General features: G+C 43.0%; 17 protein-coding genes. 13 read left to right on the top strand and 4 right to left on the bottom strand.

Annotation, left to right across the window (positions count from 1 at the left end; translation table 11 throughout):
* The 6 genes from fmt to RYL77_RS02210 all read left to right on the top strand — a co-directional run bounded on the left by fmt (position 1) and on the right by RYL77_RS02210 (position 6193).
* A complete protein-coding gene (fmt, locus tag RYL77_RS02235) occupies positions 1 to 936 on the top strand; it encodes a methionyl-tRNA formyltransferase (protein WP_315009528.1) in 936 nt (311 codons plus the stop codon).
* Positions 929 to 2242, top strand: coding sequence for a 16S rRNA (cytosine(967)-C(5))-methyltransferase RsmB (gene rsmB, locus RYL77_RS02230; protein ID WP_315009526.1), 1314 nt, complete (start codon positions 929 to 931; stop codon positions 2240 to 2242). Before fmt ends, rsmB begins: the two co-directional genes overlap by 8 nt.
* 14 nt (positions 2243 to 2256) lie before the next feature.
* A complete protein-coding gene (locus RYL77_RS02225; RefSeq protein ID WP_315009524.1) occupies positions 2257 to 2997 on the top strand; it encodes a Stp1/IreP family PP2C-type Ser/Thr phosphatase in 741 nt (246 codons plus the stop codon).
* Complete coding sequence (pknB, locus tag RYL77_RS02220) at positions 2994 to 4895, top strand: Stk1 family PASTA domain-containing Ser/Thr kinase (protein ID WP_315009522.1); 1902 nt, start codon at positions 2994 to 2996, stop codon at positions 4893 to 4895. The genes RYL77_RS02225 and pknB overlap by 4 nt, the downstream gene beginning before the upstream one ends.
* A gap of 88 nt (positions 4896 to 4983) precedes the next feature.
* Positions 4984 to 5742 carry a threonine/serine exporter family protein gene (locus RYL77_RS02215; protein WP_315009520.1) on the top strand — a complete coding sequence of 253 codons (759 nt, stop codon included), beginning with the start codon at positions 4984 to 4986 and terminating at the stop codon, positions 5740 to 5742.
* Between the two features lies 1 nt (position 5743).
* The gene (locus RYL77_RS02210; protein WP_315009519.1) at positions 5744 to 6193 is read left to right on the top strand and encodes a threonine/serine exporter family protein; all 450 of its coding nucleotides are present in this window, start codon (positions 5744 to 5746) and stop codon (positions 6191 to 6193) included.
* 269 nt (positions 6194 to 6462) lie between these two features.
* Here RYL77_RS02210 and RYL77_RS02205 read toward each other — a convergent pair whose 3' ends face one another.
* Positions 6463 to 7629: an IS30 family transposase gene (locus RYL77_RS02205; RefSeq protein WP_315009517.1), complete on the bottom strand. Its 1167-nt coding sequence runs from the start codon at positions 7627 to 7629 to the stop codon at positions 6463 to 6465.
* Positions 7630 to 7850: 221 nt separating this feature from the next.
* Here RYL77_RS02205 and RYL77_RS02200 point away from each other — a divergent pair, with 221 nt between their 5' ends.
* On the top strand, positions 7851 to 9023 hold the full coding sequence (locus RYL77_RS02200; protein WP_315009515.1) for a hydroxymethylglutaryl-CoA synthase: 1173 nt from the start codon (positions 7851 to 7853) through the stop codon (positions 9021 to 9023).
* Positions 9023 to 10297: a hydroxymethylglutaryl-CoA reductase, degradative gene (locus RYL77_RS02195; protein WP_315009513.1), complete on the top strand. Its 1275-nt coding sequence runs from the start codon at positions 9023 to 9025 to the stop codon at positions 10295 to 10297. The genes RYL77_RS02200 and RYL77_RS02195 overlap by 1 nt, the downstream gene beginning before the upstream one ends.
* 35 nt (positions 10298 to 10332) lie before the next feature.
* Here the strand turns inward: RYL77_RS02195 and RYL77_RS02190 are convergent, their stop codons facing one another.
* On the bottom strand, positions 10333 to 11298 hold the full coding sequence (locus RYL77_RS02190; RefSeq protein ID WP_315009511.1) for a LacI family DNA-binding transcriptional regulator: 966 nt from the start codon (positions 11296 to 11298) through the stop codon (positions 10333 to 10335).
* Positions 11279 to 12733: a glycoside hydrolase family 32 protein gene (locus RYL77_RS02185; protein WP_315009509.1), complete on the bottom strand. Its 1455-nt coding sequence runs from the start codon at positions 12731 to 12733 to the stop codon at positions 11279 to 11281. The genes RYL77_RS02190 and RYL77_RS02185 overlap by 20 nt, the downstream gene beginning before the upstream one ends.
* A 378-nt stretch (positions 12734 to 13111) precedes the next feature.
* On the opposite strand from RYL77_RS02185, the gene RYL77_RS02180 reads away from it, so the two are divergent.
* Together RYL77_RS02180 and scrK are read left to right on the top strand one after the other, a co-directional pair.
* Positions 13112 to 14998: a sucrose-specific PTS transporter subunit IIBC gene (locus RYL77_RS02180; protein WP_315009507.1), complete on the top strand. Its 1887-nt coding sequence runs from the start codon at positions 13112 to 13114 to the stop codon at positions 14996 to 14998.
* Between the two features lie 148 nt (positions 14999 to 15146).
* A complete protein-coding gene (gene scrK, locus RYL77_RS02175; protein ID WP_049524643.1) occupies positions 15147 to 16034 on the top strand; it encodes a fructokinase ScrK in 888 nt (295 codons plus the stop codon).
* 318 nt (positions 16035 to 16352) lie between these two features.
* Here the strand turns inward: scrK and RYL77_RS02170 are convergent, their stop codons facing one another.
* Positions 16353 to 16970, bottom strand: coding sequence for a TVP38/TMEM64 family protein (locus RYL77_RS02170; protein ID WP_000076168.1), 618 nt, complete (start codon positions 16968 to 16970; stop codon positions 16353 to 16355).
* A gap of 147 nt (positions 16971 to 17117) precedes the next feature.
* Between RYL77_RS02170 and RYL77_RS02165 the strand changes: the two genes are divergently transcribed.
* From RYL77_RS02165 to RYL77_RS02155, 3 genes are all read left to right on the top strand, one after another.
* Positions 17118 to 20108 (top strand): type I restriction endonuclease subunit R, encoded by a 2991-nt coding sequence (locus RYL77_RS02165; RefSeq protein ID WP_315009505.1) that lies wholly within the window; start codon positions 17118 to 17120, stop codon positions 20106 to 20108.
* 493 nt (positions 20109 to 20601) lie between these two features.
* Complete coding sequence (locus RYL77_RS02160; protein WP_315009503.1) at positions 20602 to 20817, top strand: hypothetical protein; 216 nt, start codon at positions 20602 to 20604, stop codon at positions 20815 to 20817.
* A 25-nt stretch (positions 20818 to 20842) separates the two neighbouring features.
* Positions 20843 to 21604, top strand: a complete 762-nt coding sequence (locus RYL77_RS02155) for a DUF6261 family protein (protein ID WP_315009501.1) — start codon at positions 20843 to 20845, stop codon at positions 21602 to 21604.
* Positions 21605 to 21698 lie beyond the last annotated feature (94 nt).

Raw genomic sequence — 21698 nt, 5'->3', positions numbered from 1 at the left:
ATGACAAAATTAATCTTTATGGGGACCCCCGACTTTTCAGCAACAGTTTTAAAAGGACTTTTGACAGATGACCGTTACGAAATTCTAGCCGTTGTGACCCAGCCAGACCGTGCTGTTGGCCGTAAAAAAGTGATCCAAGAAACCCCAGTCAAGCAGGCTGCCAAGGCAGCAGGACTTCCTATCTACCAACCTGAAAAATTATCTGGAAGTCCAGAGATGGAAGCGATTATGAAACTAGGAGCAGATGGAATTGTGACTGCTGCTTTTGGGCAGTTTCTTTCAAGTAAACTCCTTGATAGCATGGATTTTGCGGTCAATGTTCACGCTTCCCTCCTTCCAAAACACCGTGGTGGTGCGCCTATCCATTATGCCTTGATTCAAGGGGATAAGGAAGCTGGTGTGACCATTATGGAAATGGTCAAGGAAATGGATGCAGGAGATATGATTTCCCGTCGCAGCATTCCTATCACAGATGAAGATAATGTTGGAACCTTGTTTGAAAAATTGGCGCTAGTTGGTCGTGATTTGCTTTTGGATACTTTGCCTGCCTACATTGCTGGTGACATCAAACCTGAACCACAGGATCCAAGTCAGGTTACCTTCTCGCCAAACATCAAGCCAGAGGAAGAAAAACTGGATTGGACTAAAAGCAATCGTCTACTCTTTAACCAAATCCGTGGCATGAACCCGTGGCCTGTTGCCCATACTTTCCTTAAGGGCGACCGCTTTAAGATTTATGAAGCTTTAGCAGTAGAAGGTCAGGGAAATCCAGGAGAGATTCTCTCTATCGGCAAGAAAGAATTGATTGTCGCAACGGCAGAAGGGGCTCTATCCCTCAAACAAGTGCAGCCAGCTGGTAAACCTAAGATGGACATTGCTTCCTTCCTCAACGGAGTTGGACGTACATTGACTGTAGGAGAACGATTTGGTGACTAAAGTAGAAACGGCTAGAAGTCTAGCCCTAGCAGTATTAGAGGATGTCTTTATCAATCAAGCATACTCAAATATCGCCTTAAATAAGCATCTCAAGGGAAGTCAACTCTCAGCAGCAGACAAGGGTTTGGTAACAGAGCTGGTCTATGGAACAGTAGCCCGTAAATTGACTCTGGAATGGTACCTGTCCCACTTTATCGAAGATAGAGACCAGTTAGACAGTTGGCTCTATGTCCTGCTTCTCATGAGTGCCTACCAACTTCGCTATTTGGACAAGATTCCAGACCATGCTGTGGTTAATGAAGCAGTGGAATTGGCAAAAGTCCGTAAAAAAGGTAGCGAAAAATTGGTTAATGCCGTCCTTCGCCGTATCTTGCGTGAAGGCTGGCCAGATATTGCCAGCATCAAACGAAAAAACAAGCGTGATTCCATTGCCTATTCTCTCCCAGTTTGGCTAGTTGCCAAACTCAAGGAAGAATACGGTGAAGAGAGAGCGCAAGCTATCTTTAAAAGCCTTTTGGTGCGAAATAAGGCCAGCATCCGAGTGACTGATTTAAGTCGAAAAGAGGAAATTCAAGCTTTGTTGGAGGCTAGTGATTCATCTTTGTCTGTTTCTGGTCTGGTTAAGGAGCAAGGGCATTTTGCAGGTCATGATTTGTTCGCAGAAGGGGCTATAACCATTCAAGACGAGTCCAGTCAGCTGGTTGCTCCGACGCTTGATTTACAAGGTGATGAGCAGGTTCTAGATGCCTGTGCGGCTCCGGGTGGAAAAACAGCCCATATAGCTTCTTATCTCACGATCGGTCAGGTTACTGCTCTGGACTTGTACGATCACAAGTTGGACTTAATCCAAGAAAATGCTCAACGTTTGGGAGTTGCAGATCGGGTTCAAAGGCAAAAATTGGATGCCAGAAAGGTGCATGAGTTTTTTGGTCAGGATTCTTTTGATAAGATTTTGGTGGATGCTCCCTGTTCAGGAATCGGTCTTCTGCGACGAAAACCAGATATCAAATACAATAAAGAAACGGCAGATTTCGCGTCATTGCAGGAAATTCAGCTAGAAATATTAGGTAGTGTTTGTCAAACACTAGGCAAAGGTGGTATAATAACTTATAGTACCTGTACTATTGTCTCAGAGGAGAATTTTCAAGTCGTTGAGGCGTTTTTAGAAAGTCATCCTGAGTTCGAGCAGGTAAAACTAGAACATGAATGTAAGGATATCATGAAAGACGGATGTATCCTCATTACACCTGAATTGTATGGAAGTGATGGATTCTTCATCAGTCAATTTCGCAAGATATCGGATTAGGAAGGAACTGACACATGGAAATTTCATTATTAACAGATGTTGGTCAGAAACGAACAAATAACCAAGACTATGTCAACCACTATGTCAATAGAGCTGGACGTACTATGATTATTTTAGCTGATGGGATGGGAGGTCATCGCGCAGGGAATATCGCTAGTGAAATGGCGGTAACAGACCTAGGTATAGCTTGGGTTGACACCCAGATCGATACAGTCAATGAAGTGCGTGAATGGTTCGCCAATTACCTAGAAATTGAAAATCAAAAGATTCATCAACTTGGACAAGATGATGCCTATAAAGGAATGGGAACAACTCTTGAGGTTGTTGCTATTATTGGCAATCAAGCTATCTATGCCCACATTGGAGATTCTCGTATCGGTTTGATTCGTGGAGAAGAGTACCACCAGTTAACGAGCGACCATTCCTTGGTCAATGAATTGCTTAAGGCAGGTCAATTGACACCTGAAGAAGCAGCTAGCCATCCACAGAAAAATATCATTACCCAGTCTATCGGTCAAAAAGATGAAGTTCAACCTGATTTTGGAATGATTACCCTTGAGCTAGGTGACTATCTCTTGCTCAATAGTGATGGTTTGACCAATATGATTTCAGGAAGTGAGATTTGTGATATTGTAACCAGTGATATTCCTTTGGCAGATAAAACAGCGACGCTTGTACGTTTTGCTAACAATGCAGGAGGTTTAGACAACATTACGGTTGCCCTTGTTTCTATGAACGAGGAGGATGCAGAATGATCCAAATCGGCAAGATTTTTGCCGGACGCTATCGGATTGTGAAACAGATTGGCCGAGGAGGCATGGCAGATGTCTATTTGGCCAAGGATTTAATTCTAGACGGAGAAGAAGTGGCAGTGAAGGTCCTGAGGACCAACTACCAGACGGACCCGATAGCTGTAGCTCGTTTTCAGCGTGAAGCGAGAGCTATGGCAGATCTAGACCATCCTCATATCGTTCGGATAACAGATATTGGTGAGGAAGACGGTCAACAGTATCTTGCAATGGAGTATGTTGCTGGGCTAGACCTCAAACGCTATATCAAGGAACACTATCCTCTCTCTAATGAAGAAGCCGTCCGTATTATGGGACAAATCCTCCTAGCCATGCGTTTGGCCCATACCAGAGGAATTGTTCACAGGGACTTAAAACCTCAAAATATCCTCTTGACACCAGATGGGACTGCCAAAGTAACAGACTTTGGGATTGCGGTAGCCTTTGCTGAGACGAGTCTGACTCAGACTAACTCTATGCTGGGTTCGGTTCATTACTTGTCACCAGAGCAGGCGCGTGGTTCGAAGGCGACTGTACAGAGTGATATCTATGCCATGGGGATTATTTTCTATGAGATGCTGACGGGCCATATCCCTTATGACGGGGATAGTGCGGTGACCATCGCCCTTCAGCATTTCCAGAAACCACTGCCATCGGTTATAGCTGAAAATCCGTCTGTGCCTCAGGCTTTGGAGAATGTTGTCATCAAGGCAACTGCTAAGAAATTGACAGATCGCTACAAATCAGTAGCTGAAATGTATGTGGACTTGTCGAGTAGTTTGTCTTATAATCGTCGTAATGAACCAAAGCTGGTCTTTGACGATGCGACTAAGGCGGACACCAAGACTCTACCAAAAGTATCTCAGAGTACCTTGACGTCGATTCCTAAGGTGCAAACACAAAGTCCGAAGCCACAGGTTGCGAAGCCGAGTCAGCAGGTTTCAGAAGACAATTACGCAACCAAGCCTGTTAAGAAACGGAAATTTAGAGTTCGTTATATGATTTTGTTGGCCAGCATTGTATTGGTGGCAGCCTCTCTGATTTGGATATTATCCAGAACTCCTGCAACTATTGCCATTCCAGATGTGGCAGGTCAGACAGTTGCGGAGGCCAAGGAAACTCTCAAGAAAGCCAATTTTGAGATTGGCGAGGAGAAATCAGAGGCTAGTGAAAAGGTGGAAGAAGGGCGGATTATCCGTACAGATCCTGATGCTGGAACGACTCGAAAAGAAGGTTCGAAAATCAATTTGGTTGTCTCATCAGGCAAGCAATCATTCCAATTGAGCAATTATATCGGCCGTAAATCAACAGATGTTATCGCAGAACTCAAGCAGAAGAAGGTTCCTGAAAATCTCATCAAGATCGAGGAAGAAGAATCAAGTGAGAGTGAAGCAGGAACTGTTCTCAGACAGAGTCCAGCTGCCGGAACAACCTATGATTTGAGCAAGGCCTCAACGATTACCTTAACCGTTGCTAAGAAAGTAACCAGCGTTGCTATGCCAAGTTATATAGGATCTAGTCTTGAATTTACTAAAAACAATCTCGTTCAAATTGTCGGTATTAAAGAAGCCAATATTGAAGTTGTAGAAGTGTCGACAGCTCCTGCTGGAACTGCTGAAGGTACAGTCGTTGAACAGAGTCCAAAAGCAGGTGAAAAGGTTGATTTGACGAAGACGCGTGTCAAGATTTCAATTTACAAGCCAAAAACACCGCCGTCAACGTCATCATCAGCACCAGTCCAACGTGGAAACCAAGGTTCTACTACAACACCAAGTCAGGGGAACCAACAAGGAAATCAACGAGAGAATGCACCTGCTACTACTCAATCAAGTAGTGAAGGAAACCACGAAAATTCTCGTGATTAAACGAATCTTTGTCATGATTTCATGGCAAAGATTTTTTTTGACTCCAGATTTGTGATAGAATAGAAGGAGTTGATAAAAGGAGGAAAGCATGGAAGAGTCAAAAGAATTAAATGCAGTCATTGATGTGATTATGTTAGCTGGAACCATTCTTCTCAAAAGTGGATCAGAGATTCATCGTGTAGAAGATACCATGATTCGTATTGCGCATTCGCAGGGGATTGTGGATTGCAATGTTCTTGCCATGCCTGCCGCTATCTTTTTCTCGATTGAAAATACCAATATTTCGCGAATGAAGCGCGTGACCTCCTCTTCTTATAACATCGAAAAAGTCTGCGATGTGAATCAGATTTCTCGTCAGCTGGTTAGAGGGCAGATTGATTTAGAGACAGCCTTCAAGCAATTGACGGTCTTGCAAGCTCAACCGCTTCCCTATACCAAGGTGCAGGTGACTCTGGCTGCGACCTTTAGTGCTCCGTTCTTTTCAGTTATGTTTAGTGGAAATATCTACGACGCACTTGGGGCAGGAGTAGCTACCTTATTTGGTTTTGCCTTTTCCCTCTATGTGGAGAAGTTTATCCGAATTCCCTTTGTGACAGCCTTTGCTGGAGCTTTTGTCTTTGGGATGATAGCCCAGTTTTGGGCTCGCTACACAGGCTTTCCCTCAACGGCAGATTTGATTATAGCTGGTGCTGTCATGCCTTTTGTACCAGGGATTGCCTTGACCAATGCGGTTCGTGATATCATGACCAACCACATAAACTCTGGTATGAGTAAGATGTTTGAATCCCTGCTCATTACCCTTGCTTTAGGGGCAGGAACTTCTGTCGCCTTGGTATTGATGAACTAATATGACACTAACAACCTTTTTATTACAAGCAGTAGCAAGTCTTCTTGCCATTATTACCTTTCTAATCGTACTCAATGTGCAACGCTCCATGCTCTTACCTGGAGGGATTTTGGGCATGGCTGTCTGGCTAATCTATCTCTTGCTCAAGGAACCGACCAATGTTATTGTGGCTACCTTTATTGCGGCTATTATCGGCTCTTGTATCAGCCAGATTTTAAGTATTCTTTACAAGACCCCTGCTGTGGTCTTTATCTTGGCCATCTTGGCACCCTTAGTTCCAGGCTATCTTTCTTATCGAACAACTGCCTTTTTTGTGACGGGGGATTATAGTCATGCCATTGCTAGTGCAACCTTGGTTGTCATGCTGGCTCTGGTAATTTCTATTGGCATGGCTAGTGGAACAGTGATTCTCAGACTTTATTCTCACTTACGAAAACCGCAAAATAGTTAGACTAATAAGGGACTTGCGGTAAATTCCCAAACTAAGTTCCACCGCTAATCCAAGTGGAAGTTAGTCTGATAAAAATCCCAAAAACCAGTGGAAATCCGTGTCAGGGTAAATTCCACTGGTTTTACTAATGCTTGATTTTATTGCTTTTGTAGCCAAAATGAATCGAAAAAAAGAGCGCACAAAATCCCCTCATCTGAAAGCGTTTCAGATTAAGTTCCGCTATGGTGGAAGTTAGTGTGAGACGTTTGAATGGGGTTAAAGGTTAGTTTTTAGAACTTATGTTGGAGTAATTTAGACGACTGACAGACGTCTTCTGCAGGTATTTTAGAAATACCTAGAAGTTTAGGAATCTCTTCTCCATAGGTAAAGGCAAAGAGTTCATAGGCTGACTTTCCATTCAAAGCAGCACGTTTGACACTGTTGACATGAGAGCAGACGAGATTGATGTCCTCTTGAGTTAAGTTGTCAAAAGAAGTTCCCTTAGGTAGAATGTCACGAATCAGTGTATGATTTTTCTCAATTCTCCCTTTCTGGTCAGAGCGATTAGGGTCACAAAAGAAGAGCTTACTCTCTCCTCGCACATCCCTTTCGATGTCATCAACCCTGGCAAACTCTCCTCCATTATCTGTGAGGATGACAGGGAAGAGTTGGAAGAAATCTTTGTCCGCTTGGTGAAGAGTGTTCTTGATTTTATAAAGGTGTTTGGTAACCTCAAGGGCAGTTTTATTATCCAGAAGTCTAGCAAAGATAAAGTTACAGAAAGACAGGTTGAAGGTAAGTAGGATTTTACCTCCCATCCTGCCCATAACTGTGTCCATTTCCAGCCAAGAGTCTAGTTGATTAAGGACTAAATAGTTTTGGAAATCCTCATAGGAACGGCCTTTTTTAGCTTCTTTAGGGATGGAAGGTAGCTTACTTTTCCGTCTTTCTTTGAATTTAACGGCTCTGGCTAGATCAATAGGAGCGATAGATAGGTATCCTTTTCGGATGTGTCGATAGACAGTTGAGGAGCTGACATCAAGGTTATGAGTTTTGAGGATATGATAGATGTGTTGTCCCTTTTTAACACCATCAGAAATGACTTTGTCCATGTCCCAGAAGGTCTTGGAATTGAGGGGAGTTCCTTCACGAGCTTCAACAAGAGTTTGTTCGTACTGTTTTTGAGCTTGTTTAGCGAGGTATAAAATCTTCTTATAGCCACAATTTTGTCTTCTTTTAGGGCATCCATTACAGACAAAGGGAGCCTTATCGAGTAAAGGGCAGGGAAGGTTATCACACATAGACTCTCGGACTTGTCTGTTTCGTTTGACTTCTTTGGAGACAGTAGTTGGGTCTTTTAGAATGGACTGTCCAATAGCTTTGAAGGTTTCACCGCGCTCTAAGCCTAATTGGATATCATTACGGTCTGAAAGGGTAAGGTGTTTATGTTTTGTCATAGTAGACCTCATTTCTAACTCAAACGTCTCACACTTAATTCCACCATAAAAATCCGTTTTAGACTAATTTCCACTTCGGCTAGCAAAGTGGAAGTTACTTTGAGAAGTTACCATAAGGGACTTGCTTTGGTGAATCAAGTCTTTTTTCTCTCTTTTACTGCCATTTGTGATAAAATAGTATAGAACGATTTTTTACAATGAATGATAAAACAGAGGTAAATATGACAATCGGTATTGATAAGATTGGTTTTGCGACCAGTCAATATGTCTTGAAATTACAAGACTTAGCAGAAGCGAGGGGAATTGACCCTGAAAAATTAAGTAAAGGACTCTTGCTCAAGGAATTGAGTATTGCGCCCCTAACTGAGGATATCGTGACCTTGGCGGCCAGTGCTAGTGACTCTATTTTAACTGAGCAAGAGAGACAAGAAATTGATATGGTCATTGTGGCTACCGAGTCAGGAATTGACCAGAGTAAAGCTGCGGCCGTCTTTGTGCATGGTTTGCTGGGCATCCAGCCCTTTGCTCGTAGTTTCGAGATTAAAGAAGCCTGCTATGGAGCGACAGCTGCCCTTCATTATGCCAAATTGCATGTGGAAAATTCTCCAGAGTCCAAGGTCTTGGTCATTGCCAGTGATATTGCCAAATACGGTATTGAAACTCCAGGAGAACCCACTCAGGGTGCTGGAAGTGTGGCCATGTTGATTACACAAAATCCACGCATTATGGCCTTTAATAATGACAATGTGGCTCAGACTCGTGACATCATGGATTTCTGGCGTCCAAATTACTCGACAACCCCTTATGTAAATGGTATCTATTCTACCCAACAATATTTGGATAGTTTGAAAACGACTTGGCTTGAATATCAAAAACGCTACCAGCTTACTTTGGATGATTTCGCGGCGGTTTGCTTCCACTTGCCTTATCCTAAATTAGCGCTGAAAGGATTGAAAAAAATCATGGATAAGAGCCTGCCTCAAGAGAAAAAAGACCTCTTGCAAAAGCATTTTGACCAGTCTATTCTCTACAGTCAAAAGGTGGGGAATATCTACACAGGTTCACTTTTCCTTGGACTTTTGTCTCTCTTGGAAAATACAGAGAGCCTGAAAGCTGGAGATAAAATTGCCCTTTATAGTTACGGAAGTGGTGCCGTGGCTGAGTTCTTCAGTGGTGAATTGGTTGAAGGATATGAAGCATATCTAGATAAAGACCGCTTGAATAAGCTCAACCAACGTACTGCCCTATCCGTCGCCGACTATGAAAAGGTCTTCTTTGAGGAAGTGGTATTGGATGAAACAAACTCAGCCCAGTTTACTGGATATGAAAATCAAGACTATGCCTTGGTTGAAATTATCGACCACCAACGCCGTTATAGCAAGGTTGAAAAATAATGAAGATAAGTTGGAATGGATTTTCTAAAAAATCATACCATGAGCGCCTCGAGCTGTTACAAGCTCAGGCGCTCCTTAGTCCTGACAAGCAAGCGAGTTTGAATCAGGATGAACAGATTAGCGTGACTGTCGCAGACCAGCTGAGTGAGAATGTAGTGGGGACTTTTTCTCTGCCTTATTCGCTGGTTCCAGAGGTCCTCGTCAATGGTCAGGAATACACAGTTCCCTATGTGACAGAAGAACCGTCTGTGGTTGCTGCGGCTAGTTATGCCAGCAAAATCATCAAGCGAGCAGGTGGCTTTACTGCACAAGTCCATGAGCGCCAGATGATTGGGCAGGTAGCTCTTTATCAAGTTGCTAATCCTGGACAAGCGCAAGAGAAAATTGCTAGCAAGAAGGCTGAGCTCTTGGAACTTGCCAATCAAGCCTATCCTTCTATCGTTAAACGAGGAGGTGGGGCGCGTGATTTACATGTAGAACAGCTCAAAAGCGAAACAGACTTTCTAGTCGTTTATCTTCATGTCGATACCCAGGAAGCCATGGGAGCCAATATGCTCAACACCATGCTGGAAGCCTTGAAACCAGTCTTAGAAGAACTCAGTCAGGGGCAGAGTCTTATGGGAATTCTGTCCAACTACGCGACCGATTCTCTGGTGACTGCAAGCTGTCGCATTGCCTTTCGCTACTTGAGCCGCCAAAAGGATCAAGGACGTGAAATTGCAGAGAAGATAGCCTTGGCCAGCCAGTTTGCGCAGGCTGATCCTTATCGAGCTGCTACTCATAATAAAGGGATTTTTAATGGTATTGATGCGATTTTGATTGCCATTGGTAATGACTGGCGTGCTATTGAGGCAGGAGCTCATGCTTTTGCCAGTCGAGACGGGCGCTACCAAGGTCTTAGTCAATGGACGCTGGACCTTGAAAGAGAAGAATTAGTTGGTGAGATGACCCTGCCCATGCCTGTAGCGACCAAGGGTGGCTCTATCGGCCTTAACTCTCGTGTAGCTCTCAGTCATGAGCTACTGGGAAATCCTTCTGCCAAATCCTTAGCTCAGCTTATCGTGTCTATCGGTCTTGCCCAAAATTTTGCTGCCCTAAAAGCCTTGGTGAGTACAGGGATTCAGCAAGGCCACATGAAATTACAGGCCAAATCCTTAGCTCTCCTAGCTGGTGCTAGTGAGTCTGAAGTTGCTCCCCTGGTTGAGCGTCTCATTACTGATAAGACCTTTAACCTAGAGACCGCCCAGCGCTATCTAGAAAATTTAAGATCATAAAAAACTCAGACGAATTGGTCTGAGTTTTCTTGTATTTAAATACTTTTTCCTGGTAATAGAGTAACTGGTAAGAAGTAACCAGTTGTTGCGACTTTCTTGCCTTCGATCTTTTGCAAGAGGAGGTCAATAGTGAGGCAAGCTATCTCTTCCAAAGGTTGCTTGATAGTAGCTAGTTGAGGATAGTAATTCTCGATAAAGTAAGTCCCATCATATCCGATGACCTTGAGCTCTTCTGGGACAGAAATGCCTAGTTCTTGAGCAATTTTAATGACCAGAATAGCTGTTAAGTCATCCGAAGCAAAGATGGCATCTGGTTTTTGGCGGGTCAAGATATTCTTGATTTCCATTTCTTTTCTGACAGGAGAAAAGTCACTGGAAACATTGATAATAGGTGCTTTGGGTAGAACAGAGGCAAAACCAGCGTGGCGTAGTCCAGTTGGCGAGTTAGAATTGTCATTCCCTGTAATCATGATGATAGACTGGGCGCCTGTCTTAACCAAGGTCTGGGCAGCAAGAACACCACCAGCATAGTTGTCAGAGGAAACGACAGGAATGTCTGGTGACAAGTTTCGGTCAAAGGAAATAATCGGCGCTGTCACGCGATTGTAGTCTTCAATTCCTAGGTTGTGACTACCAGAAATGATACCGTCCACCTGATTGGCTTCCAACATTTCGATGTATTCGCGTTCCTTCTCAGAATCGTGTTCGCTGTTGCAGATGATGGTCTTGTAACCATTTTTAAAGAGTTGGTGTTCCAGCTTATCAATCAATTCTGCATAGAAAATATTGGAAATATTTGGGAAAATCAAACCGATTAACTTGGCTGATTTTCCTTGCAAACTACGAGCTAGGTTGTTGGGTTTATAGCCCAATTCCCGCATGGCTTCATTAACCTTTTGAATGGTTTTTTCAGAGAGATAACCTTTTTTGTTGATAACCCTAGAAACGGTAGTAGGGCTAACGCCTGCAAGTTTGGCGACATCAGTTAATTTTGCGACCATAATCTAATTCATAGTAAGTTCCAGTTGGGTTTCCAGATTTGATGAGGATACCATTTTGGTCCGCATGTGGGAAGACACGACCAGAAAATACTTTTTCTCCTTTATTGATGAAAATTTCAAAGACAGAGTTATCGATGAAAATCGTAGCAGTAGTAGCTTGATTATCGATAGGGCAAGAGCGAGTTGTACCAAATTCTTGGGCATACTGTTCACCAGCTTGGCTACGATCCACTGTCACTTGACCATTTACAAGGTCAAAGTTGATGGAAAGTCCCTTGCCTTCTTGATCAGCAAGTAAGACAATCTCGCTCTGGCTATTGGCTTCTAAGTTGAGTTCGAGTTCGTAAGTGTTATTGGTTTGGGCACGGTTTGAGAAAGGTTCTTCAGAAGAACGAAGGTCCTTGATAGCTGCGACTGGGTATTGGTAGAGTTTGCCATCTTTGATAGTCAGTTCTTTGACCAAAGAGAAGGTTCCTTGGTGGTCAAAACGGTCAGATGGGTAAGAAACATCTGGCAATCCAAGCCAGCTAACTGCTAGAGCACGTCCGTCTGGAGCGTTGAAGGCTTGGGTAGCATAGGCTTCGAAACCATAGTCCATGTTTTGAAGTTGAGACACATCTACCATTTTGGCATTTTCAGGGTCAAAGGAAGCCCCAATCTTATACATATTTGGATAGATATTGTCGTAGTCTAGAACTTCTTTATCCAATCCTTGTGGGCAGTAGAGAAGGACAGGTTGCTCGCCTACAAAGACCAGATTTGGACATTCCATCATGTAGGCAGTGCGGTCGTTAGCAAAGTCAAGGTCGCCAACTGCTTGCCAGTTTGTGTAGTCGTTGTCTACAGCCTTATAAAGATGAACGAAGCCTTTTTTCTCCAAGTCCTGTCCACCGACGATGGCATAATATTGGCCCTTGAAGTTAAAAATTTGCGGATCACGGAAGTGGTCAGTAGAGTCTGCTGGCTGATCAATCAAGATCTTGTCAATCTTTGTAATCTTGCCATCCTTGTCCATCAAAGCCCCAATCTGGTATGGGTGACGGATCCAGTTTTCATCGCGAACATTTCCCGTATAAAATAGGAATAACTGATCGCCAAATTGCATGGCAGAACCAGAGTAGGCACCGTGGCTATCTAATGGAGTATCAGGCAAAACTTTGACTCCAGTTTCCGTGAAGTGAACCAAATCATCACTTTCAAGCTGAACCCAAGATTTCAAACCGTGGGCTGCACCAAAAGGAAAGTTCTGATAAAAAACAATCCACTTCCCATCAAAGTAAGAAAAGCCATTTGGGTCGTTGAGAAGTCCTGTTTTTGGCTCAACATGGTAATGAGTATGCCATGGAGATTGAGCCATATTTTCCTTTATATGTTGAATTTCTTCTTGCGTCCAATCTTGATAAAGTCTGTAACGACGCTCAGTTGTCCATTCCATTCATTCATTCCTCCAAAAATCTTATCACTTTTAATAGTAACCGTTTTCGATAAAAAATGCAAGCCTTTTATGTTAAAAAAGAGAAAAAACTGTTAAACGTTTATCATAAATTTAAAGCAGGAAATTAATCAACTTTTCAAGAAAATATGAAAGATAATGAAACAAAAGCCTTTTAACTAAGATTTCAAACTTGTTTTTTAAGGAATTCCTGCTAAAACAGTCAAAATCAATCAATCTAAAGCGAGCTTACTAAGTGGATAGAATATTTTTTCTGCAAAACGCTTGACATATTTCTAAAACATGATAAAATAATAGTCGTAGGGCGAATAAAATCGCTTTCAAACAATAACAAAATTTTATATAAGGAGATTTTTGCAAATGAACAATCAGGAAATTGCAAAAAAAGTCATCGATGCCTTGGGCGGACGTGAAAATGTCAACAGTGTAGCTCACTGTGCGACTCGTCTTCGTGTCATGGTCAAAGATGAAGGAAAAATCAATAAAGAAGTGATTGAGAACTTGGAAAAAGTTCAAGGTGCTTTCTTTAACTCAGGTCAATACCAAATCATCTTTGGTACAGGTACAGTTAACAAAATGTACGATGAAGTTGTTGCACTTGGTTTGCCAACATCATCTAAAGATGACATGAAAGCAGAAGCTGCCAAACAAGGGAACTGGTTCCAACGTGCTATCCGTACTTTCGGTGACGTTTTCGTTCCAATCATCCCAGTTATCGTAGCGACAGGTCTTTTCATGGGTGTGCGTGGTCTCTTGACTGCTCTTGGAATGACACTGCCAGCTGACGTGACAACTTACACTCAAATCTTGACAGATACAGCCTTCATTATCTTACCAGGTTTGGTTGTGTGGTCAACCTTCCGTGTATTCGGTGGAAATCCAGCCGTTGGTATCGTTCTTGGTATGATGCTTGTTTCTGGCTCACTTCCAAACGCTTGGGCAGTCGCTTCAGGTGGTGAAGTAACTGCTATGAACTTCTTTGGTTTCATTCCTGTTGTTGGTTTGCAAGGTTCCGTTCTTCCAGCCTTCATCATCGGGGTTGTCGGAGCTAAATTTGAAAAAGCTGTCCGCAAGGTTGTTCCAGATGTCATTGACCTCTTGGTAACACCATTCGTGACACTTTTGGTCATGTCTATCCTTGGACTATTTGTCATCGGACCAGTCTTTCACGTTGTTGAAAACTACATCCTTATCGCGACAAAAGCGATCCTTAGTATGCCATTTGGTCTTGGTGGTTTCTTGATTGGTGGGGTTCACCAATTGATCGTCGTGTCAGGTGTGCACCACATCTTCAACTTGCTTGAAGTTCAATTGCTTGCTGCTGACCATGCTAACCCATTCAACGCAATCATCACAGCTGCTATGACAGCTCAAGGTGCTGCGACTGTTGCGGTTGGTGTTAAAACTAAAAATCCAAAACTGAAAACACTTGCTTTCCCAGCTGCTCTTTCAGCCTTCCTCGGTATTACAGAGCCTGCTATCTTCGGGGTAAACTTGCGCTTCCGTAAACCATTCTTCCTTTCATTGATTGCTGGTGCAATCGGTGGTGGATTGGCTTCAATCCTTGGACTTGCTGGTACTGGTAATGGTATCACCATCATCCCTGGTACAATGCTTTACATCGGTAACGGACAACTTGCCCAATACCTTCTCATGGTAGCCGTATCATTTGCCCTTGGTTTTGCCCTCACTTACATGTTTGGTTATGAGGATGAAAAAGAAGTTGCTACTGAAGTAGAGACAGAACGTTTGGTCCAAGAAGAAACAACTGGTAACATTCCAGCAGCTCTTCAAAATGAAACACTTGTAACTCCTATCGTCGGTGACGTTGTCGCTCTTGCTGATGTCAATGACCCAGTCTTCTCAAGTGGAGCTATGGGACAAGGTATCGCTGTGAAACCAAGTCAAGGTGTGGTCTATGCACCAGCTGATGCTGAAGTTTCAATTGCCTTTCCAACAGGACACGCTTTTGGTTTGAAAACAACTGATGGTGCTGAAGTCTTGATCCACGTTGGTATCGACACTGTAACAATGAACGGTGAAGGTTTTGAAGCAAAAGTTGCTCAAGGTGACAAGGTGAAAGCAGGAGATGTTCTTGGAACATTTGATTCAAACAAAATCGCTGCAGCTGGTCTTGATGATACAACAATGGTTATCGTTACAAATACAGCTGACTACGCTTCAGTAGCTCCAGTCGCAACAGGTTCAGTTTCTATGGGTGATGCCGTTATTGAAGTGAAAATCTAATTAATCCTCTCAAAATGAAAACGAACAAATGACATGTTTGTTCGTTTTTGCTTGAATGGTAAGATTTACAGAGGAAAATCTAAAAAATAGAGAAATTTAGACTTTCGAAATATGCTATAATAAAGAAAATAAAAACAAGAGGTTTATCATGACAAAATTATATGGAAGCTTGGAAGCGGGCGGTACAAAGTTTGTCTGTGCTGTCGGTGATGAAAACTTTAATGTTGTGGAAAAAACACAATTTCCAACAACAACTCCGATCGAAACAATCGATAAAACCATCGAGTTCTTCTCAAAATTCGATAACCTTGCTGGTCTTGCAGTTGGTTCATTTGGTCCGATTGATATTGATAAAAACTCAAAAACCTATGGCTTTATCACAACGACTCCAAAACCAAACTGGGCAAATGTGGACTTGCTTGGTGCCCTTCGTCGTGCCCTCAACGTGCCAATGTACTTCACTACAGACGTAAACAGCTCTGCTTATGGTGAAGTGGTTGCCCGTAACAATGCTGGTGGCCGTATCGAAAACTTGGTTTACTACACAATCGGTACAGGTATCGGTGCAGGTGTCATCCAACGTGGTGAGTTTATCGGAGGTGTGGGTCACCCTGAAATGGGTCACTATTATGTTGCTAGACACCCAATGGATATTGAAAAAGAATTCAACGGTGTTTGTCCTTTCCATAAGGGATGTTTGGAAGGCTATGCAGCTGGTCCAAGTTTGGAAGCTCGTACAGGTGTTCGTGGGGAAAATATTGAACTCAACAACCCTGTTTGGGATGTTCAAGCCTACTATATCGCTCAAGCTGCGGTTAATGCAACAGTGACTTTCCGCCCAGACGTGATTGTTTTTGGTGGAGGGGTCATGGCTCAACAACACATGCTGGATCGTGTCCGTGAGAAATTTACAGCTCTTCTCAACGGCTACCTACCAGTACCGGATGTGCGTGACTACATCGTCACTCCAGCAGTCGCAGGAAATGGCTCTGCTACTCTTGGGAACTTTGTCCTTGCAAAAGAAGTTTCAAAATAAAATACAAAATCCGCTTGGTAAACCAAACGGATTTTTGTTTGAAGACAATGTTTTTTGAGCCTTTCCTTAAGTGGTTACGGACGGTAGCGACTTTCTTCGAAATTCCATACCTAAACTTTGAGCCTAATGTCTCAAAGTTTCCGAATACCTGAAACCATTCGATTTCAGGTGTTTCCATCACGGCGGAAAGGCTAGGTAAGTCCTCGCCTCACTATCGATAAATAGGCATGATTTCCATACCAAATTATATTTAGTATTAAGCTATAGTCAATCCACGCTTTAAAAATCCGCTTGGTTTCCCAAACGGATTTTTACGTGTCAAAGCATTTGCCAGAAAAAGTCGATAATATAGGTCAGACCATAGGTGTAAACCACGAGGGTAAAGGGTTTGGTCAGAATGATGATGGTCATATAGCGCTTGAAACTCATCTTGGTCAGGGCAGCCAGCATACAGAGAAAGTCAGCTGGACTAATGGGCCAAATCATCATAAAAATAAAGAAACGGTCAAAACGATTGCCCTTATCCAACCAGCCGATATACTTGTCATAGGTGCGCTTGCTGACGACAGACTGGACAAAGGCAGCTCCATATAGGCGCACCAGATAAAAGATAATGGCACAGCCAATCACGATGCCGATATAGTTGTAGATAGTCCCGATGATGTGACCGTAGATAAAGACCCCAGCCACCGAGGTCAAGGCCCCAGGAATGATAGGGACGACAGTCTGTAAAATCTGTAAAAAGATAAAGAGAGGTGGCCCCCAGATACCTGCCTGCTGGATAAAGGCAGAGAGGGTTTCCTTGGACTGTAAAATCCCAGCCTGATAAGCCCAAATACAGAAAATCAAACTCCCAACCCCACCGACAATCGATGAGATGTTGATAACTTGCTGTAAAAGGGGAGAAACAGCTTTCATTTGTTTATCCTGTGACATGTAAACTCCTCATAGATAGTATAATTCTACTATACCATATTTTGGAGGAGAAAGGGGGAATGAGTGTTTTTGCTATGGGAAGAGTGATGGATTTTGAGGATAAACATGCTATAATAAAGGGAGCAGACATGTAGCAAAGGAGAGAGTATGATACAGGTAAAACCAGAACTGGAGATAGAAAAACAACTGATCAACCAACTGGTGACTGGGGAAAGTCAATGGACATACAGAGAAGACCTTAAAACAGAAGAGCAATTATGGGAAAACTTCTTTGAAAAGCTAGCCCAGAACAATGTGGCTCTATTGGCAGATCATCCCCTGACAGAACAGGAAAAACGCCAGATAAAGAATCAACTGAACTTTGTTAGCTACTATGATGCGGCCAAGTGGTTGGTCGGCGAAAATGGCATTGCCAAGGTTGAGGTTCAGAGAGAAGATGCTAGTTTGGGGACTATCCGTTTATCTGTCATTTGGCGAGACAATATCGCAGCTGGTAAGTCTAGTTATGAGGTTGTCAACCAAGTCGAGAGAGATAAGATAAATCCTCAGGATCAAGACCGCAGGCTAGATGTGACCCTCTTGATCAATGGCCTTCCAATGATTCAGATCGAGCTTAAAAGTCCCAGAGTTGCTTTTCTAGATGCCTTTCATCAAATTAAGAAGTATGATAGGGAAGGAAAGTTCCGTGGCATCTACTCTAGCTTACAGATGTTTGTTGTGACCAATAAAGTAGACACACGCTATATCGCTGCAGCTAGGGAAAATAAACTCAACAAGCAATTTCTAACCAAGTGGGTGGATAAGGATAATCAACCCGTAACGAGCTTGACCAGCTTTGCCCACGAAGTCCTTTCTATCCCTCGTGCCCACCAGATGGTTATGCAGTATTCTGTCCTTGATGATAGCAAGAAAGCTCTTATCCTCTTGCGCCCTTATCAGATTCATGCAATCGAAGCAGTGCAAGAAGCTTCTCGCCATCAAGCATCAGGCTATGTCTGGCATACGACAGGTTCAGGGAAGACCTTGACCTCCTATAAGGTAGCTCGGAATCTCCTCCAAATTCCATCCATCCAAAAGACGATTTTTGTCGTTGATCGTAGAGACTTGGACCAACAGACCACTTCGTCATTTCTCTCCTATGCGACCAATGATGTCATTGATATTGATGAGACGGATAATACTCATGATTTGGTCAAGCGACTAGGAAGTAATGATAAGCGTGTGGTGGTAACGACCATCCAGAAAATGACCACCATGATGCGTAAGTTTGAACAAGGTCTTTACCAAAGAGATGCGGACAAAATCAAGGGTCTTCGAGTGGCCTTTGTCGTGGATGAATGCCACCGTGCCGTAACACCTCAAACACAAAAAGACATTAAGGCCTTTTTCCCACAGTCGCTCTGGTATGGTTTTACAGGAACACCCATCTTTAAGGAAAATAAACGCCAGCAAGTCGGTGATTTAGCCCAAACCACCCAGCAACAGTACGGTGACCGTCTCCATGAGTATACGGTTAAGGAAGCCATCCATGATGGAGCAGTTTTAGGCTTTAAGGTAGATTATCGCAATACCCTCATCACGGATAAATCTGAAAATGACATACCAGATACCGTGTATGAGAATGAGGAACATATGCTGGAAGTCTTGGATGCCATTATCAATAAATCTTGTCAACAGCTAGGCTTCCAAAAGGGAGTTGGTAAGACCTATAATGCTATCCTGACCGTCAAGTCAATCCCTCAAGCCCAAGCCTACTATGACCTGCTCAAACGAGTCAAGGCTGGGGAGACGAGAGTTAAAGTATCGGAAAGGGTCAAGCAGGTCCTTCCAGACTTTCCAAAGGCGACGATCACCTACTCGGTCACTGAAAATGAAGAAGACTCTAGAGCCAATCAAGATCACATGAAGCAAGTCTTAGAGGACTACAACCAAGAGTTTGATACCCACTTTACCATGGCGGATCTTCGTGGCTTTAATACGGATGTCAATAACCGCCTAGCTCGAAAGCAGGACAAATACCTCTATCGCAAGGAACAGTTGGACTTAGTCATCGTGGTCAATCGTCTCTTAACAGGATTTGATGCTCCTTGTTTGTCGACTCTCTTTATCGACCGTAAACCCATGCAACCGCAGGACTTGATCCAAGCCTTTAGCCGAACCAATCGTATTTTTGATTCTAGTAAGACCTATGGTCATATCATTACCTTCCAAAAGCCTCTAGCCTTTAAGGAAGCAGTAGATAATGCCCTCAAACTCTACTCAAATGGTGGTGAAAACGAGGTCCTAGCCCCAAGCTGGGAAGAGGAAAAGAGAAACTTTTTGCGGAGTTGCAGTGATTTCAAAAATCTTATCACCGATGATCCTGAGGAAGGACTCCAAATCGAGCAAGTCTCTACGCCTGAGTTGAGGAAACTAGCTAAAACCTATCAAGCCTTTGATAAATACCTAGCCTCTATCCGAGTGTATAAAGAGTATGATGAGGAAGAGCTTTACAGTCAGACAGGACTTGATGGAGAAAAGTTGGAAAGGTATCTGGGACTTTATCGAAATGTCCTTGCAGAATTAAAAAGCCGAGTAGAGGATGATGACGATGGTGAACCACTTGATATCCACTATGAACTGGAGTCTATCCAAGTGGATGAGATCAACTATGCCTATATCTTAACCTTGATCCAAAGCTTGATTGAGCAAGGTCAAAGTCAAGAAAAGAACCTAAGCGCTCAAGATAGGGAAGCCGTGGATAACTATATTCAGAGTCTTGAGAAGACCAATCCCAATCTTGCCCAGATCATCACTGAACTTTGGAGAGAAGTTCAAGAACATCCGGAAAGCTATCGTGGTCAGTCTATCGCAAATATCTTGGATCAGATGATCGAGGCTGTCATCCAGCAGCACATCCAAGTCTTTAGCAAGCGCTGGTATGTCGGCGAGGATGAACTCCGTTACTATGTCGAACACTACCGTAAGGGAGCTAAAAAACAACTAGGAGAAAGCCAGCTGACCAAGAGCCAGCGCTATCAGGATTATAAGCTAGAGGTGGCGGATGCCCTCAATCCTCTCCTCTATAAAAAACAAATCAAGGAAGCTTATACCCAACTGGTGGAGGAAGTCATTGAGCCGTTGAGGGTTGGGAGATAGTTCTTCGAGACTTAGAATAGGCTTACTTCCTAAAGTTTATGTGTATTCTGAGTTTAGAATAAGTGTGCTTACATAAATTTACAAGTATTCTAAGTTTCGAATAGCTTATCTGAGAGAGTTTTGAGGTCTTCTAGCTTTCGAATAGTCGTCTTTCCTAAAGTTTAAATGTATTCTAAAGCTAGGAAAGTCAAAATCTAAAAATAGTAAGGATCTCTATCTGATGGACGGAGTGTGTGTCCAGTCAGATAGGGATTTTTTAATACTCTTCGAAAATCCAATTCAAACTACATCAGCGTCGCCTTACCGTACTCAAGTACAGCCTGCGGCTAGCTTCCTAGTTTGCTCTTTGATTTTCATTGAGTATTATTTTGAACTGTCTGATTAGTCCTGAAAAGTACGTTTTAGATGGAAATAATGACAGTTGAGCGGATGGGGGTTAAAATGGTTTTGGAAACTGTTAGAATGAATGTATCAACTTAAAGGAGAAAAATCGATGAAGAAAGTTAGAGATGATGAGGAGAGTATTCTATCGATACTTCCTTTATGGGGGCTTCTATTTTTGGTCTGTGCATTATTTCAAGTCTTTGAAGTAAAGGACAGTTCGATGTTAATAGAACACAGGAGAGGGAGTGTTGTAAAATCTGTTCCAAGAGAACCTCATCTTGCAGATCTACTCCACTCTTGGTTTGATAAAGAAGACAATAAATGATTGGTTAAATAGAAAGGATATCATCATGACAAAAACATACGCTATTCGCCCTCTTAGTTACAGCAACTTTACCAACCGTGAGTTTGAAAGCCTGATGATGGATACTCATCAAAGTTTGGCCACTTTTTCTAAGGCAAACAAGGATGAAACTATGTATTCCAAACATTTGGAACCCTTCAAGACCAAGCTGGATGATTTTCAAGCTCAACTTGCGGCGGTGGAGACGAAAGAGTCTAGCAATCTAACAGAAGTCGATCGCAATCGTGATAGTGCCTTGGTCGGTCTCTTTACTCTCCATAGAGGATTTGCTAAGATTAAGGATACCAAGCTCAAAGAATCTCATGAAACTCTGAAACCAGTCTTTGCTAAGTACAAGGACATCACTAAGCGCAGCAATGATGTAGAAACGGCAGAAATCAAGAGCCTGCTCAAAACGCTTAGTGAAACACCTTATCATGAGGCAGTGACCAGTCTAGGACTGACTCCTATGTTGACGGCTGTGATCAATGCTCAAGAGGAATATGACCAAGTGGAAAGTAAGGCGCGTGCTTCTAAGTCTGCCAAGGAAGTTGGTAAGACCAGACAACTCCGTACCGAACTTTCAACTGGCTACGACCTCTTTATGCGCTATACAGCAGCCAGTGCAGAAGCCTACCCTGAAAAGGAACACTTGACTCAACTCCTCAAGGAACTCAATAGCATCCGAGATAGCAAGCGCCGTCTCATCACTAGTAGCAAGAAAGATAAAAAGACCAAACCAGCAGAACCAGCCCAAGCAGCAGGATAAAGACAACCCCTTAGAAGCGGATTTCTAAGGGGATTTTTGGTACGACGGGCATGTCGTATATCTGAGGTGTAAGTCCTCCGTGGGCACCCGCTAC

This window comes from uncultured Streptococcus sp. (assembly GCF_963516515.1).
Taxonomy (GTDB): domain Bacteria; phylum Bacillota; class Bacilli; order Lactobacillales; family Streptococcaceae; genus Streptococcus.
The sequence above is the reverse complement of the archived record's forward strand: the minus strand, read 5'-3'. Positions and strand labels throughout refer to the sequence as shown.

Coding starts and splice junctions, on each gene's coding strand:
- RYL77_RS02205 (WP_315009517.1), bottom strand. CDS start 7,629: ATGACAAAACATAAACACCTTACCCTTTCAGACCGTAATGATATCCAA.
- RYL77_RS02215 (WP_315009520.1), top strand. CDS start 4,984: ATGGAAGAGTCAAAAGAATTAAATGCAGTCATTGATGTGATTATGTTA.
- scrK (WP_049524643.1), top strand. CDS start 15,147: ATGACAAAATTATATGGAAGCTTGGAAGCGGGCGGTACAAAGTTTGTC.
- RYL77_RS02225 (WP_315009524.1), top strand. CDS start 2,257: ATGGAAATTTCATTATTAACAGATGTTGGTCAGAAACGAACAAATAAC.
- RYL77_RS02195 (WP_315009513.1), top strand. CDS start 9,023: ATGAAGATAAGTTGGAATGGATTTTCTAAAAAATCATACCATGAGCGC.
- RYL77_RS02200 (WP_315009515.1), top strand. CDS start 7,851: ATGACAATCGGTATTGATAAGATTGGTTTTGCGACCAGTCAATATGTC.
- pknB (WP_315009522.1), top strand. CDS start 2,994: ATGATCCAAATCGGCAAGATTTTTGCCGGACGCTATCGGATTGTGAAA.
- RYL77_RS02180 (WP_315009507.1), top strand. CDS start 13,112: ATGAACAATCAGGAAATTGCAAAAAAAGTCATCGATGCCTTGGGCGGA.
- RYL77_RS02155 (WP_315009501.1), top strand. CDS start 20,843: ATGACAAAAACATACGCTATTCGCCCTCTTAGTTACAGCAACTTTACC.
- RYL77_RS02185 (WP_315009509.1), bottom strand. CDS start 12,733: ATGGAATGGACAACTGAGCGTCGTTACAGACTTTATCAAGATTGGACG.
- RYL77_RS02165 (WP_315009505.1), top strand. CDS start 17,118: ATGATACAGGTAAAACCAGAACTGGAGATAGAAAAACAACTGATCAAC.
- RYL77_RS02190 (WP_315009511.1), bottom strand. CDS start 11,298: ATGGTCGCAAAATTAACTGATGTCGCCAAACTTGCAGGCGTTAGCCCT.
- RYL77_RS02210 (WP_315009519.1), top strand. CDS start 5,744: ATGACACTAACAACCTTTTTATTACAAGCAGTAGCAAGTCTTCTTGCC.
- fmt (WP_315009528.1), top strand. CDS start 1: ATGACAAAATTAATCTTTATGGGGACCCCCGACTTTTCAGCAACAGTT.
- RYL77_RS02170 (WP_000076168.1), bottom strand. CDS start 16,970: ATGTCACAGGATAAACAAATGAAAGCTGTTTCTCCCCTTTTACAGCAA.
- RYL77_RS02160 (WP_315009503.1), top strand. CDS start 20,602: ATGAAGAAAGTTAGAGATGATGAGGAGAGTATTCTATCGATACTTCCT.